The organism is Pseudomonas sp. GD04019 (genome assembly GCF_029837695.1).
Taxonomy (GTDB): Bacteria; Pseudomonadota; Gammaproteobacteria; order Pseudomonadales; family Pseudomonadaceae; genus Aquipseudomonas.
The window spans coordinates 392,367-405,461 of record NZ_JAOEEA010000003.1; the positions used below are offsets into that span (position 1 = coordinate 392,367).

The 13,095-nt window shown below is 67.1% G+C and carries 14 protein-coding genes; 8 read left to right on the forward strand and 6 right to left on the reverse strand.

Annotated features, from left to right (window positions below; all coding sequences use genetic code 11):
• Positions 1-122 precede the first annotated feature (122 nt).
• From N7607_RS07160 to N7607_RS07180, 5 genes are all read right to left on the reverse strand, one after another.
• Entirely contained in the window at positions 123-653 is a 531-nt protein-coding gene (locus tag N7607_RS07160) for a DUF3299 domain-containing protein (protein ID WP_279864598.1), read from the reverse strand.
• A gap of 55 nt (positions 654-708) precedes the next feature.
• Positions 709-954 carry a GlsB/YeaQ/YmgE family stress response membrane protein gene (locus N7607_RS07165; protein ID WP_279864597.1) on the reverse strand — a complete coding sequence of 82 codons (246 nt, stop codon included), beginning with the start codon at positions 952-954 and terminating at the stop codon, positions 709-711.
• A gap of 83 nt (positions 955-1,037) precedes the next feature.
• The gene (locus N7607_RS07170; RefSeq protein ID WP_279864596.1) at positions 1,038-2,120 is read right to left on the reverse strand and encodes a 5-(carboxyamino)imidazole ribonucleotide synthase; all 1,083 of its coding nucleotides are present in this window, start codon (positions 2,118-2,120) and stop codon (positions 1,038-1,040) included.
• A gap of 14 nt (positions 2,121-2,134) precedes the next feature.
• Positions 2,135-2,623: a 5-(carboxyamino)imidazole ribonucleotide mutase gene (purE, locus tag N7607_RS07175; RefSeq protein ID WP_279864595.1), complete on the reverse strand. Its 489-nt coding sequence runs from the start codon at positions 2,621-2,623 to the stop codon at positions 2,135-2,137.
• A gap of 196 nt (positions 2,624-2,819) precedes the next feature.
• Positions 2,820-3,572 carry a transporter substrate-binding domain-containing protein gene (locus tag N7607_RS07180; protein WP_279864594.1) on the reverse strand — a complete coding sequence of 251 codons (753 nt, stop codon included), beginning with the start codon at positions 3,570-3,572 and terminating at the stop codon, positions 2,820-2,822.
• A gap of 255 nt (positions 3,573-3,827) precedes the next feature.
• On the opposite strand from N7607_RS07180, the gene N7607_RS07185 reads away from it, so the two are divergent.
• The 8 genes from N7607_RS07185 (at position 3,828) to N7607_RS07220 (ending at position 11,879) form a co-directional block, all read left to right on the forward strand.
• Entirely contained in the window at positions 3,828-4,007 is a 180-nt protein-coding gene (locus N7607_RS07185) for a hypothetical protein (RefSeq protein ID WP_279864593.1), read from the forward strand.
• Positions 4,008-4,330: 323 nt separating this feature from the next.
• Positions 4,331-5,242, forward strand: coding sequence for a glutamate/aspartate ABC transporter substrate-binding protein (locus N7607_RS07190; protein ID WP_279864592.1), 912 nt, complete (start codon positions 4,331-4,333; stop codon positions 5,240-5,242).
• A gap of 275 nt (positions 5,243-5,517) precedes the next feature.
• Positions 5,518-6,264, forward strand: coding sequence for an amino acid ABC transporter permease (locus N7607_RS07195; RefSeq protein WP_279864590.1), 747 nt, complete (start codon positions 5,518-5,520; stop codon positions 6,262-6,264).
• Positions 6,261-6,929 (forward strand): ABC transporter permease subunit, encoded by a 669-nt coding sequence (locus N7607_RS07200; protein WP_192399768.1) that lies wholly within the window; start codon positions 6,261-6,263, stop codon positions 6,927-6,929. The genes N7607_RS07195 and N7607_RS07200 overlap by 4 nt, the downstream gene beginning before the upstream one ends.
• Positions 6,926-7,660 (forward strand): amino acid ABC transporter ATP-binding protein, encoded by a 735-nt coding sequence (locus N7607_RS07205; RefSeq protein WP_279864589.1) that lies wholly within the window; start codon positions 6,926-6,928, stop codon positions 7,658-7,660. Before N7607_RS07200 ends, N7607_RS07205 begins: the two co-directional genes overlap by 4 nt.
• Before the next feature lie 165 nt (positions 7,661-7,825).
• The gene (locus tag N7607_RS07210; RefSeq protein WP_279864588.1) at positions 7,826-9,676 is read left to right on the forward strand and encodes an ATP-binding protein; all 1,851 of its coding nucleotides are present in this window, start codon (positions 7,826-7,828) and stop codon (positions 9,674-9,676) included.
• 10 nt (positions 9,677-9,686) lie between these two features.
• Entirely contained in the window at positions 9,687-11,009 is a 1,323-nt protein-coding gene (locus N7607_RS07215) for a sigma-54 dependent transcriptional regulator (protein ID WP_279864587.1), read from the forward strand.
• A 72-nt stretch (positions 11,010-11,081) separates the two neighbouring features.
• The gene (locus N7607_RS07220; protein ID WP_279864586.1) at positions 11,082-11,879 is read left to right on the forward strand and encodes a transporter substrate-binding domain-containing protein; all 798 of its coding nucleotides are present in this window, start codon (positions 11,082-11,084) and stop codon (positions 11,877-11,879) included.
• Here N7607_RS07220 and N7607_RS07225 read toward each other — a convergent pair.
• Positions 11,876-12,790: a LysR substrate-binding domain-containing protein gene (locus N7607_RS07225; protein WP_279864585.1), complete on the reverse strand. Its 915-nt coding sequence runs from the start codon at positions 12,788-12,790 to the stop codon at positions 11,876-11,878. The two genes, N7607_RS07220 and N7607_RS07225, sit on opposite strands and share 4 nt — an antisense overlap.
• Positions 12,791-13,095: the final 305 nt, after the last annotated feature.

Sequence of the window (13,095 nt, forward strand, 5' to 3'; positions counted from 1 at the left end):
GGCAGACTCCCTCTCCCCCTGGGAGAGGGCTGGGCGGCCCGCGTAGGGTGAGGGGCTAGTACTCACTGCCGGCCATAGCCCCTCACCCGCCCTCCGGGCACCCTCTCCCAAAGGGAGAGGGGTCAGAGATCACCCTCCTCCACCAGCCGTACCTCGCTGGCATCCAGGGCATAGGAAGCCGCCGCCAGCTCGTTCTCCACCGCCTCGACACGCAGGGTGCCATCGACCCACAGCGGCTCGTAGATATCGTCCAGGGCGATGCCCGCGGGGTAACGCACCAGCACGATCTGGTTCGGCGGCGGAGGCGGCACGTGGATGCAGGCGCCCGGGTAGGGCACCAAGAACAGCAGCGTGGTCTTGCCGGCGGCATCGCTCTCCAGCGGCACCGGATAGCCGCCCAGGCGGATCTGCTTGCCGTCCAGGCGCGCCACGGTCTTGGTCGAGTACATCACCGCCGGCAGGCCCTGCTCCTGCTTGAGGCCGCCCTGCTGGCCGAAGGAGCCGGCCGCCTCGGGGCTGTCGTGGCTGATCTCCGGCATGGCTTCGAGGGCCTGCTGGTCCTCCCTGGGCATCAGCTCCAGCCAGTCCAGTTCGGCCGGTTCGGCATGGCTCAGCAGAGGCAGCAATAGCAGGGTCAACAACAGGCGGCGCATGGATGGTCTCGTGATGGATGCGGGCGGCCAAGCCTAGCGGCTCGGCGCGCGGCCGTCATTTGCGTTTCAGCAGCCCGTAGATCAGCAGCAGAACGATGGCGCCGACCACCGCACCGACGAAGCCCGCCGCCTCACCGGCCTCGTAGATACCCAGGGCCTGGCCGCCGTAGGTGGCGGCCAGCGAGCCGCCGATGCCGAGCAGGATGGTCATGATCCAGCCCATGCTGTCGTCGCCAGGTTTGAGGAAGCGCGCGATCAGACCCACGATCAGGCCGATGAAGATGGTGCCGAGAATGCTCATGCCATGCTCCTTTGCAGAGGCCAGAAACGAACAAGGCGCGCCAAATGGCACGCCTTGTTGTGACCGGAGCGAAGCGGCGGGGTTCAACCCTGGATCAGCGCCTCGACCTCGGCGATGCGCGCCTTGAGGGTCGCCAGGTCCTTGCTGCGCAGGGTGGCGTGACCGACCTTGCGCCCGGCCTTGAAGGCCTTGCCGTAGTGGTGCAGGTGGCAGTCGGCGATGGCGCTGACCTTGGCCACGTCCGGCACCGAACCCAGGAAGTTGAGCATGGCGCTCTCGCCCACCTTGGCGGTGGAGCCCAGCGGCAGGCCGGCGACGGCACGCAGGTGGTTCTCGAACTGGCTGCACTCGGCGCCTTCGATGGTCCAGTGCCCGGAATTGTGTACGCGCGGGGCGATCTCGTTGGCCTTGAGGCCACCGTCGACTTCGAAGAACTCGAAGGCCAGCACGCCGACGTAATCCAGCTGGGTCAGCACGCGACCGACGTAGTCCTCGGCCAGCGCCTGCAGCGGATGGTCGGTGCTGGCGATGGACAGGGCCAGCACGCCGCTGTCGTGGCGGTTGTGCACCAGCGGATAGAAGCGCGTCTCGCCATCGCGGGCACGCACGGCCACCAGCGACACTTCGCCGGTGAACGGCACGAAGCCTTCGAGGATGCACGGCACGCTGCCCAGCTCGGCGAAGGCGCCGGCCACGTCTTCCGCCTTGCGCAGGACCTTCTGGCCCTTGCCGTCGTAACCCAGGGTACGGGTCTTCAGCACCGCCGGCAGGCCGATGGCGGCCACGGCAGCGTCCAGGTCGGCCTGGGACTGGATATCGGCAAACTCGGGAGTCGGGATGCCGAGGTCCTTGAACATGGACTTCTCGAACCAGCGGTCACGGGCGATACGCAGGGCTTCGGCGCTCGGGTAGACCGGCACGAACTGCGAGAGGAAAGCGACGGTCTCGGCCGGCACGCTCTCGAACTCGAAGGTCACCAGGTCGACTTCATCGGCCAGCTGACGCAGGTGGTCCTGGTCGCCGTAGTCGGCGCGGATATGCTCGCCGAGAGCCTGGGCACAGGCATCCGGCGCCGGGTCGAGGAAGGCGAAGTCCATGCCCAGCGGGGTGCCCGCCAGGGCCATCATGCGGCCCAGCTGGCCGCCACCGATTACACCGATCTTCATCTATAGGGCCTCGATCAGGAACGCGGGTCCGGGTTGTCCAGCACAGTCTGGGTCTGCTCGTCGCGGAACGCCTTGAGCTTGTCGTGGAACTGCGGGTGCTGGTGGCCGAGGATGCTGGCGGCCAGCAGGGCGGCGTTGATCGCCCCGGCCTTGCCGATGGCCAGGGTGGCGACCGGGATGCCGGCGGGCATCTGCACGATGGACAGCAGCGAGTCGACGCCCGACAGCACAGCCGACTGTACCGGCACGCCGAGCACCGGCAGGTGGGTCTTGGCCGCGCACATGCCCGGCAGGTGAGCGGCGCCACCGGCACCGGCGATAATCACCTGGATGCCACGGCCTTCGGCTGCTTCCGCGTACTGGAACAGCAGATCCGGGGTGCGGTGGGCGGAAACCACCTTCACTTCGTACGGAATGCCCAGCTTTTCCAGCATGTCTGCGGTGTGACTGAGGGTGCTCCAATCGGACTTGGAGCCCATGATCACGCCAACCAGTGCGCTCATCGTTTTGCCTCTAACTCGGGCGCCTGTCGGCGCGACAAAAACCAACAAGCCACGCATTCGGCGTGGCTTGTTATGTGCGGGCCAGGCCACTCGGGGCCTGGAGGCGGGGCAGTATACCGGAAAGCCACGGCAGTCGCGCCCTTGCTGTGACCGTCCGTCAGCGGGGATTTGTAACCTGACTTAGCGCCACATTCGGTCAGTTGCTGTACCGATAAATGATCGAGTCGAAGCTGCCCGACGCATACCCCCGCTGCAGACACTGGTCGAACTGCTCCAGGAACCAGCCCATCTTCAGCGACTTGGCGATGCCCATGTGCTTGCTGTCGGACTTGAAGGGCACCGGCAGGGTGGTGAAGTTGTCGCCCTGCAGGTCGGGGCTGCCCTGGGCCAGCTTGGCGATATCCACGCTGGAGCCGATCAGGATGGCGTCGATGCGCTCGCGCTGGAGCATGGCCAGGCCGCTGCGGGTGTCGTTGAAGCCGACCAGGGTCATGCTGCCGTTGGCCACCGCCTCGTCGAAGGCGGTGCCGTAGCTGGTACCGATGGTCGCACCGACCAGCTTGTCCTTGAGGTCGGCGATGGTCTGGTAGGGGAACTCCCGCCCCCGTTTCACCACCAGCACCACGTGCTCGGTGAAGATCGGCGCGGAGAAGTCGAACAGGGCCAGGCGCTCTTCGCTCATCGACAGGCCGATGACCCCGCCGCCGCCGCGCTCGCCCATGGTGTAGGCGCGCTTCCAGGGCATCAGCTTGATCAGGTAGGGCACCTGCATCTCGTCCAGGCAATGCTTGCTGATGTCCACCACGATGCCCTTGGCCTCGCCGTCCTGCTCGAAGTACTTGGGGAAGCCATCATGGGTGCCATAGACCATGAACGCGTCGGCCCGGACGACTGCCGGCCCCAGCAGGAGCAGCAACAGAAGCAGGTGGCGCAGCTTGCTGGCATACATGGCGGCGCCTCGCTGACCAATGAACAAGTGCTTTCACTCTAGGAGCTGGGGCGGGAACGCGCACCCCGCTAATCGCCTGAGTCGGGGCAGGAGCATCACCGATGCCCGCGGGTAGTTTCGCCGAGGCCACCCGGCAAGCCCCAGATGACGAACGGATGACAACGCGGCGCAAAGCGAGAACTCGGCCACCGCCGATGTTGGCCGCCTTGCATACAATCCGCGCCTTCTTCCCGCCAGATTGAAAAGGACTTCAATATGCGCCGCGTCTTTGCCCTCACCACCCTGCTCGCCACCCTCGCCGGCTGTGCCACTGCCCCGCAGGGTGACGCCCCGCTGGCCGTGCACGACGAAACCCTAGAGCCGCAGGCCGGCGTCGAGGTCTGCTACCAGCTGATCTTCTGCCCGCTGGTCAGCGCCGCCGAACTGGCGCGCTGAGTTCGGCGCCAGCCTCTCCCCTCAACAAGGTCGCGCGCAATCGGGCGGCTTGCCTGCCCTTCCCGGGTAATCGCCAAGCGATTGCGCCATTCGGTTTTCCGAACGCGGCCGGCGAGCTTGTTCGCCCAGGCGAACGCCGGCGCTTTTCCACTCGGCCCGGATAAGCACCATAAATCTTTGAATATCAGCTAGTTAGACCATAAAAGCAGCCTTGGCACAGTACCTGCTCTGACTCTCGCAGGGACGGCTCGACCGTCCACTCCACAGGGGCCCGCATCGCCATGCAGCGGCCGCCCCGGATAACAACAACAGCGAGGATCAGCATGAACAGCACTCTCTCCCGCGCCATCGGCGTCGCCCTGGCCGCCACCCTGTGCAGCGCACCGGCCCTGGCCGAAGAACTGACCGGCACCCTGAAGAAGATCAAGGACAGCGGCACCATCGTCCTCGGCCACCGCGACTCGTCCATCCCCTTCTCCTACTTCGGCAGCGACCCGCAGCAGCCCGAGGGCTACTCCCATGACCTGCAGCTGAAGGCGGTCGAGGCGATCAAGCAGAAGCTGGGCATGCCCGACCTCAAGGTGCGCTACAACCTGGTGACCTCGCAGACCCGCATCCCGCTGGTGCAGAACGGCACCGTGGACCTGGAGTGCGGCTCCACCACCAACAACGTCGAGCGCCAGCAGCAGGTCGACTTCTCCGTCGGCATCTTCGAGGTGGGCACCCGCCTGCTGACCAAGACCACTTCCGGCATCAAAGACTTCCCCGACCTCAAGGGCAAGAACGTGGTGACCACCGCCGGCACCACTTCCGAGCGCCTGCTCAAGGCGATGAACGCCGAGAAGCAGATGGGCATGAACATCATCTCGGCCAAGGACCATGGCGAGTCCTTCCTGATGCTGGAGTCCGGTCGCGCCGTGGCCTTCATGATGGACGACGCCCTGCTCGCCGGCGAAATGGCCAAGGCCAAGAAGCCGGCCGACTGGCACGTGGTCGGCACCCCGCAGTCCTACGAGATATACGGCTGCATGGTGCGCAAGGGTGACCCGGCCTTCAAGGCAGTGGTCGACGAGGCCCTGGTCGCCACCTTCAAGTCCGGCGAAGTCACCGCGATTTATGACAAGTGGTTCCTCAACCCGGTCCCGCCCAAGGGGCTGAACCTGAACTTCCCGATGAGCGACGAGCTGAAGAAGCTGGTCGCCAACCCGACCGACAAGGCCGCCGAGCAACTCTAAGCGCGGCTGGCGGCCGTCGGGGCTCCCCTCTCCCACTTGTGGGAGAGGGGCCGGGGGAGAGGGACGGCAATACACCCTCTCCCCAACCCTCTCCACTGGGCGTGCCCCCGTGAACAGGAGAGGGAGTAAGAGCCCTCCGGCCTGTCGGTACGGCGCCGCTTCACAAGAGCGGCGCCGCCTCACCTCTGCAAATTAGGACAGGAGCACCACCGTCAACCGCGGTGGGGGACCGTGTCGGCCCCGGCTCCTGTCCGCCCTGATCGTGAGTAGCCAAGATGAATTACAACTGGGACTGGGGCGTGTTCTTCAAGTCCACCGGCATCGGCAGCGAGATCTACCTGGACTGGTTCGTCACCGGCCTGGGCTGGACCATCGCCATCGCCCTCACCGCCTGGCTGATCGCCCTGGCGCTGGGCGCCCTGCTCGGCGTGATGCGCACCGTGCCGAACCGCTGGATCAGCGGCTTCGCCACCTGCTACGTGGAAGTCTTCCGCAACGTACCGCTGCTGGTGCAGCTGTTCCTCTGGTACTTCCTGGTGCCGGACCTGCTGCCCGAGCCGCTGGAAATGTGGTTCAAGCAGGACCTGTCGCCGGCCACCTCGGCCTTCCTCAGCGTGGTGGTGTGCCTCGGCCTGTTCACCGCCGCCCGCGTCTGCGAGCAGGTGCGCACCGGCATCCAGGCGCTGCCCAAGGGCCAGCTGGCCGCCGGCTACGCGCTGGGCTTCCGCCTGCCGCAGGTGTATGCCAACGTCCTGCTGCCGCAGGCCTTCCGCATCATCATTCCGCCGCTGACCAGCGAGTTCCTCAACATCTTCAAGAACTCCTCGGTGGCCTCGCTGATCGGCCTCATGGAACTGCTGGCGCAGACCAAACAGACCGCCGAGTTCAGCGCCAACCTGTTCGAGGCCTTCACCCTGGCCACGCTGATCTACTTCACCCTGAACATGAGCCTGATGCTGCTGATGCGCCTGATCGAGAAGAAGGTCGCGGTGCCGGGCCTGATCGCCGCGGGAGGCAAATGATGGATTTCAGCGCTATCGTCCCGGCCCTGCCGGGCCTGTGGAACGGCATGCTGATGACCCTGCAGCTGATGGTGCTGGGCGTGATCGGCGGCGTGGTGCTGGGCACCCTGCTGGCCATCATGCGCCTGTCGCACAACCGCCTGCTGTCGGGCTTCGCCGCCACCTACGTCAACTACTTCCGCTCCATCCCGCTGCTGCTGGTGATCACCTGGTTCTACTTCGCGGTGCCGTTCCTGCTGCGCTGGATCACCGGCGAGGACACCCCGGTGGGCGCCTTCACCTCGTGCCTGGTGGCCTTCGTGATGTTCGAGGCGGCCTACTTCAGCGAGATCGTCCGTGCCGGCATCCAGGCCATCCCCAAGGGCCAGATGGGCGCCGCCTCGGCCCTGGGCATGACCTACGGCCAGAGCATGCGCCTGATCATCCTGCCGCAGGCCTTCCGCAAGATGACGCCGCTGCTGTTGCAGCAGAGCATCATCCTGTTCCAGGACACCTCGCTGGTCTACACCGTGGGCCTGATGGACTTCCTCAACGCCGCCCGCTCGCGCGGCGACATCCTCGGCCAGCCCCATGAGTTCCTGATCTTCGCCGGCCTCGTGTACTTCACCATCAGCTTTGCCGCCTCGCAGCTGGTCAAGCTCCTGCAGAAAAGGTTAGCCGTATGATTTCCATCCAGAACGTCAACAAGTGGTACGGGGACTTCCAGGTGCTGACCGCTTGCAGCACCGCGGTGAACAAGGGCGAAGTGGTCGTGGTCTGCGGCCCGTCCGGCTCCGGCAAGTCGACCCTGATCAAGTGCGTCAACGCCCTGGAGCCCTTCCAGAAGGGCGACATCGTGGTCGACGGCACCTCCATCGCCGACAAGAACACCAACCTGCCTAAGCTGCGCTCGCGGGTCGGCATGGTGTTCCAGCACTTCGAGCTGTTCCCGCACCTGACCATCGCCGAGAACCTGACCATCGCCCAGATCAAGGTGCTCGGCCGCAGCAAGGCCGAGGCCACCGAGAAAGGCCTCAAGCTGCTCGAGCGGGTCGGCCTCTCCGCCCATGCGCACAAGCATCCCGGCCAGCTCTCCGGCGGCCAGCAACAGCGCGTGGCCATCGCCCGCGCCCTGGCCATGGACCCGGTGGTGATGCTGTTCGACGAACCGACCTCGGCCCTCGACCCGGAGATGGTCAACGAGGTGCTCGACGTCATGGTGCAGCTGGCCAACGAGGGCATGACCATGATGTGCGTGACCCACGAGATGGGCTTCGCGCGCAAGGTCGCCGACCGGGTGATCTTCATGGACCGCGGGCAGATCGTCGAGGACTGCGCCAAGGAGCAGTTCTTCGGCGACATCAACGCTCGCTCGGAACGCGCCCAGCAGTTCCTCAACAAGATCCTCCAGCACTAAGCGAAACCACCCCTCTCCCCCTGGACTAATCGGCAGGAAAGCCGATTTGGGCAGCGCCAGCTGGCCGCAGGCCGAGCCACAAGGACGTGGCGAGTCCAGAGGGGCCGGGGGTGAGGGAGCCCATAGGCCCCTCTCGCCCAACCTACCCAGCCTGGGCCTACTGTGATGCAATGCCTGTCCCCCAGCGTCCCGCCCGCCCTCGCCGTGAAGCCACACCTGCTCCGCCAACTGCTGCTGACCCTGCTGGGCATCGCCCTGGTACTCGGCTGCGGCTACGCCGGCTACCGGCTCAGCGAGGCGATCGGCATCCGCGACCTGGCCGCTAGCGGCGAGCGCCAGCTGGAACTCAACGCTCGCGCGGTGGAGAGCGAGATCGGCAAGTACACCTACCTGCCCAGCCTGCTGGAGCTGGAAAGTGGCGTCAGCCGCCTGCTGCTGACTCCTGGTAGCTACCGCCGGCAGCGCCTCAACGATCACCTCGAAGGTCTCAACCAGCGCGCCGGCAGCCTCGCCGTGTACGTGCTCGACCTGGATGGCCGGGTGGTCGCCACCAGCAACTGGAACCAGCCGAGCAGCTTCCTCGGCGAAGACCTGTCGTTCCGCGACTACTACAAGCAGGCCGTGCGCGGTGAGCCGGGGCGCTTCTACGGCGTCGGCAGCACCACCGGCGAGCCCGGCTACTACCTGGCCCACGGTCTGCGCGCCAACGGCCGGGTGATTGGCGTGGCGGTGGTCAAGGTGCGCCTGGACGCCCTGGAAAAGCGCTGGGCCGACGCCCGCGTCGAGGCCCATGTCAGCGACGAGAACGGCATCATCATCCTCTCCAGCGACCCGGCGCGCCGGCTCAAGGCCGTGCGGCCGCTGGATGATGCCCGCCGCGAGCGCCTGGCGCGCAGCCTGCAGTACCACTGGGCAACCCTGCAGGAACTGCAACCGCTGGCCAGCCGCGAGCTCGGCGACGGCCTGCAGGAAGTGCGCCTGGACGGTCCCGCCGGCCAGCCGCTGGACTACCTGCAGCAGACCCGCGCACTCAACGACACCGCCTGGCACCTGACTCTGCTCACGCCGCTGGCCGAGCAGCGCCGCACCGCCGCCAGCCACGGCCTGCTCGCCGGCGTGGTCTGCGCCCTGCTGATCTTCGGCGGCCTGGCGCTGAACCAGCGGCGCAAGGTGATCGCCACCCGCCTGGCCGCCCGCGAGGCGCTGCAGCGGGCCAACAACGAGCTGGAACGCAAGATCGCCGAGCGTACCCTCGACCTCTCCGCCAGCAACCTGCTGCTGCAGGCCGAGGTGCGCGAGCGCCAGCAGACCGAGGCCAACCTGCGCCAGGCCCAGGACGGCCTGGTCCAGGCCGGCAAGCTGGCGGTGATCGGGCAGATGTCCACCAGCATCGCCCACGAGCTGAACCAACCGCTGGCGGCGCTGCGCACCCTGTCGGCGAATGCCGCGCGCTTCCTCGAACGCGGCGCGCTGGACACCGCCGGCAGCAACCTGCAGGCCATCGGCGAGCTGGTCGACCGCATGGGCCGCATCACCGGCAGCCTGCGCGCCTTCGCCCGACGCGGCGGCGACCACGGCCAGGCCAGCCTGGAGCAGGCGGTGGAGGCGGCGCTGTTCCTGTTGCACAGCCGCGTCGAGCAGGAGCGTCCGACCCTGCACCGCGAGTTCGCCGAGGCGCGCCTGGCCATCGACCAGACCCGCCTGGAGCAGATCCTGGTCAACCTGCTGAGCAACGCGCTGGACGCCCTGCGCGAACAGCCGCGCCGCGAGCTGTGGCTGAACGGCGCGCAGCACGGCGCCAGCTACCGCCTGGAAGTGCGCGACAGCGGTGCCGGCATCCCGCCGGACGTGCGCGTGCATCTGTTCGAGCCGTTCTTCACCACCAAGCCGGGCGAGAAGGGCCTGGGCCTCGGCCTGACCCTGTCCGCCAGCCTGGCCGCCGCCGCCGGCGGCAGCCTGGTGGTGCGCCACCCGGAGGAAGGCGGCAGCGCCTTCATCCTCGATCTGCCCCTGTAGGAGCCCCGCGATGACTGAAGCGCTGACCGTACTGATAGTCGAGGACGACCCGCATGTGCTGCTCGGCTGCCAGCAGGCCCTGCAGCTGGAGGACATCGCCAGCGAGGGCGTCGGCAGCGCCGAGGAGGCCCTGGCGCGCATCGATGGCGACTTCGCCGGCATAGTGGTCAGCGATATCCGCCTGCCGGGCATCGACGGCCTGCAGCTGCTGGCCGAGCTCAAGCGCCGCGACCCGAGCCTGCCGGTGGTGCTGATCACCGGCCACGGCGATATCGGCATGGCGGTGGGCGCCATGCGCGACGGCGCCTACGACTTCATCGAGAAACCCTTCTCCCCCGAGCGCCTGGTCGAGGTGGTGCGCCGTGCCCTCGAACAACGCGGCCTGGCCCGCGAGGTCAGCGCCCTGCGCCGCCAGCTGGCCGGACGCCAGGCCCTGGAGCAGCGCATCATCGGCCGCTCACCGGCCATGCAGCAGCTGCGCGAGCTGATCGCCAACGTCGCCGATACCGGCGCCAACGTGCTGATCGAGGGCGAGACCGGCACCGGCAAGGAACTGGTCGCCCGCTGCCTGCACGACTTCAGCCGGCGCCAGGCCAAGGAGTTCGTCGCGCTGAACTGCGGCGGCCTGCCGGAGAGCCTGTTCGAGAGCGAAATCTTCGGCCACGAGGCCAATGCCTTCACTGGCGCCGGCAAACGGCGCATCGGCAAGATCGAGCATGCCGACGGCGGCTCGCTGTTCCTCGACGAGATCGAGAGCATGCCACTGGCCCTGCAGATCAAGCTGCTGCGCGTGCTGCAGGAACACAGCCTGGAACGCCTCGGCTCGAACCAGCCGATCAGCGTGGACTGCCGGGTGATCGCCGCGACCAAGGCCGATCTGGCCGAGCTGGGCCAGCGCGGCGAGTTCCGCAGCGACCTGTACTACCGGCTCAACGTGGTGACCCTGGAGCTGCCGCCGCTGCGTGATCGGCGCGAGGACATCCTGCTGCTATTCGAGCACTTCCTGCAGCTCGCCGCCCTGCGTTTCGACCGTGCCCTGCCGGAGCTGGACCGGCGCACCGCCGCCACCCTGCAGGCCCACGACTGGCCGGGCAACGTGCGCGAGCTGCGCAACGTGGCCGAACGCTTCGCCCTCGGCCTGCCGGTGTTCAAGAAGAGCGACGCCGCCCCGGACGGCAGCGGCCCGGGTTTCGCCGAGGCGGTGGAAGCCTTCGAGCGCAACCTGCTCGGCGCCGCCCTGGAACGCCACGCCGGCAACCTCAGCCAGGCCGCCCTGGACCTGGGCATGGCCAAGACCACCCTGTTCGACAAGGTGAAGAAGTACGGGCTGTGAAGCACAGGCAGGCGCTGGCGCGCTGGCCGTGGCATGCCACACTGCAGACTCACCCCACGCCCGAGCACCACCATGACCCCTAGGCTATTTCGCCGAGCTCTCTGCCTGATCTTCAGCACAGCGCTCTCGACGGGGTTGTCGGCGGCTACGGGTGCAGCGCCTGACAAGGTCTACAGCCTGGCCTTCTACCAGGCGGGGCTACTGTATTCGCAGGGCAAGGGACTCGACCGCGATGTGGTCGACGAGCTGATGAGGCGCGGCGGCTACCGCTTTGACACCTTCGAGCAGCCGAGGGCGCGGATCTGGAAAGCGCTGCAGGACGGCACCTTGTCCATGACGGTGTCCGCCATACGCGTCGCGGAGCGCGACAGCTTCGCCTACTTCATCCCCTACCACGCGCAGAAGAACATGGCGCTGACCACCCGCTCCGACCTGCGCGAGCCGGCCGATCTGCTGGCCGACCCACGCGCACGCGTCGCCGTGGTGCGCAGCTTCCGCCATGGCCCGACCTACGACGAACTGGTCGCGCAGCTGGCCGTGCAGGGCCGGGTCATCAAGGTGCCGAGCATCCACAACCTGTTTCTCATGCTGGACGCGGGCAACCGCGTCGATACCGTGTTTTCCCTGCCGCTGTTCTACCGCAAGGAGCTGGCCGAGCTGGGGCTGGAGAATCGCGTGAGAATCATGGACTGGTCGCCCCAGACCCCTCCCATTCCCCATCACCTGGCCCTGAGCAAGGCACACTTCTCCTATCAGGACTACCAGCGTATGGCCACCCTCATGCAGGGCATGCGTGACGATGGCACCTTGCGCAGGCTGCTGTCCGCCTACCTGTCGGGTGACGAGCTGGAAAGCGCGCTGCAGTTCTAGCGGCTCACCTCGCTACCCATCCCCGCTTCCAGCTTGCGCCACAGCAGGCGCACCGTCGCCTTGCGCGACAGCACGCAGCGGTACAGGCGGATCTCCAGCGGCACCTGCCACTGTTCGCCGCCGCACACCGCCAACTCGCCACGGGCCAGCTCCATGGTCACCGACAGGCGCGGCACCCAGGCCACGCCGAGGCCCTGCAGGGCCATGGTCTTCAGGCTATCGGCCATGGCCGTCTCGTACACCGTGGTCGAACGCAGCGCGCGCTGGCGCAGCAGCTGATTCACCGAGCGACCGAGAAAGGCCCCGGCGCTGTAGGCCAGCAACGGCACGCTGAGGCCGGCATCGAGGTCGAACAGCGGCACGCCGTCTTCCCCCACCGCGCACACCGGCAGCATCGAGGTAGTACCCAGGTGCAGCGAGGGGAAGATATCCGGCGCCAGCTGCAGGGCCGCGTCCGGGTCGTAGTAGGCGAGGATCAGGTCGCAGCTGCCCTCGCGCAACGAGTGCACTGCCTCGCCGACGTTCGTCGCCACCAGCCGGGTGGACAGCGGCAGGCCTTCGCGGCGCAGGCGGCCGATCCATTCCGGGAAGAAGCCGAGGGTCAGCGAGTGCGCTGCGGCGATCTGCAGCACCTCGCCCTGCTGGCCCTCGACATGGTGCAGGTGGCGCACCACCTCGCCGAGCTGCTCGACCATGCTGCGCGCCGTGACCAGGAACAGCTGGCCGGACTCGGTCAGCTCCACCGGCGTGCGCGAGCGGTTGACCAGGGTCAGGCCCAGCGCGCCTTCGAGGCTGCGGATGCGCCGGCTAAAGGCCGGCTGGGTGACGAAACGCTTCTCCGCCGCCTGGGAAAAGCTGCGGGTGGCGGCCAGGGCGACGAAGTCCTCCAGCCATTTGGTTTCCAGATTCATCGCTTCCTCACTTTTGATCGCAGCGGGATTTTCTCCCTCACCCCAGCCCTCTCCCGGAGGGAGAGGGGGCGGCGCCGGGCTGCCTTGCAAGCTCGGGTATTCCTATTGCACGAACAACTCCCTCTCCCCTTGGGAGAGGGCCGGGTGAGGGTCCCCTGGCCAGCTCGCACCCCAACAACCGTTGCAAATTATGCACGCGCGACATCGAACCCAGGTCACGGCGACATTATGCCGTTTGTGCATACCATAGCCACTAACAGCATTGGCCGACAAACGGCAGGAAGCCTAGATTATTGGGCATCGCG

Coding starts and splice junctions, on each gene's coding strand:
- N7607_RS07160 (WP_279864598.1), bottom strand. CDS start 653: ATGCGCCGCCTGTTGTTGACCCTGCTATTGCTGCCTCTGCTGAGCCAT.
- N7607_RS07165 (WP_279864597.1), bottom strand. CDS start 954: ATGAGCATTCTCGGCACCATCTTCATCGGCCTGATCGTGGGTCTGATC.
- N7607_RS07170 (WP_279864596.1), bottom strand. CDS start 2,120: ATGAAGATCGGTGTAATCGGTGGCGGCCAGCTGGGCCGCATGATGGCC.
- purE (WP_279864595.1), bottom strand. CDS start 2,623: ATGAGCGCACTGGTTGGCGTGATCATGGGCTCCAAGTCCGATTGGAGC.
- N7607_RS07180 (WP_279864594.1), bottom strand. CDS start 3,572: ATGTATGCCAGCAAGCTGCGCCACCTGCTTCTGTTGCTGCTCCTGCTG.
- N7607_RS07185 (WP_279864593.1), top strand. CDS start 3,828: ATGCGCCGCGTCTTTGCCCTCACCACCCTGCTCGCCACCCTCGCCGGC.
- N7607_RS07190 (WP_279864592.1), top strand. CDS start 4,331: ATGAACAGCACTCTCTCCCGCGCCATCGGCGTCGCCCTGGCCGCCACC.
- N7607_RS07195 (WP_279864590.1), top strand. CDS start 5,518: ATGAATTACAACTGGGACTGGGGCGTGTTCTTCAAGTCCACCGGCATC.
- N7607_RS07200 (WP_192399768.1), top strand. CDS start 6,261: ATGATGGATTTCAGCGCTATCGTCCCGGCCCTGCCGGGCCTGTGGAAC.
- N7607_RS07205 (WP_279864589.1), top strand. CDS start 6,926: ATGATTTCCATCCAGAACGTCAACAAGTGGTACGGGGACTTCCAGGTG.
- N7607_RS07210 (WP_279864588.1), top strand. CDS start 7,826: ATGCAATGCCTGTCCCCCAGCGTCCCGCCCGCCCTCGCCGTGAAGCCA.
- N7607_RS07215 (WP_279864587.1), top strand. CDS start 9,687: ATGACTGAAGCGCTGACCGTACTGATAGTCGAGGACGACCCGCATGTG.
- N7607_RS07220 (WP_279864586.1), top strand. CDS start 11,082: ATGACCCCTAGGCTATTTCGCCGAGCTCTCTGCCTGATCTTCAGCACA.
- N7607_RS07225 (WP_279864585.1), bottom strand. CDS start 12,790: ATGAATCTGGAAACCAAATGGCTGGAGGACTTCGTCGCCCTGGCCGCC.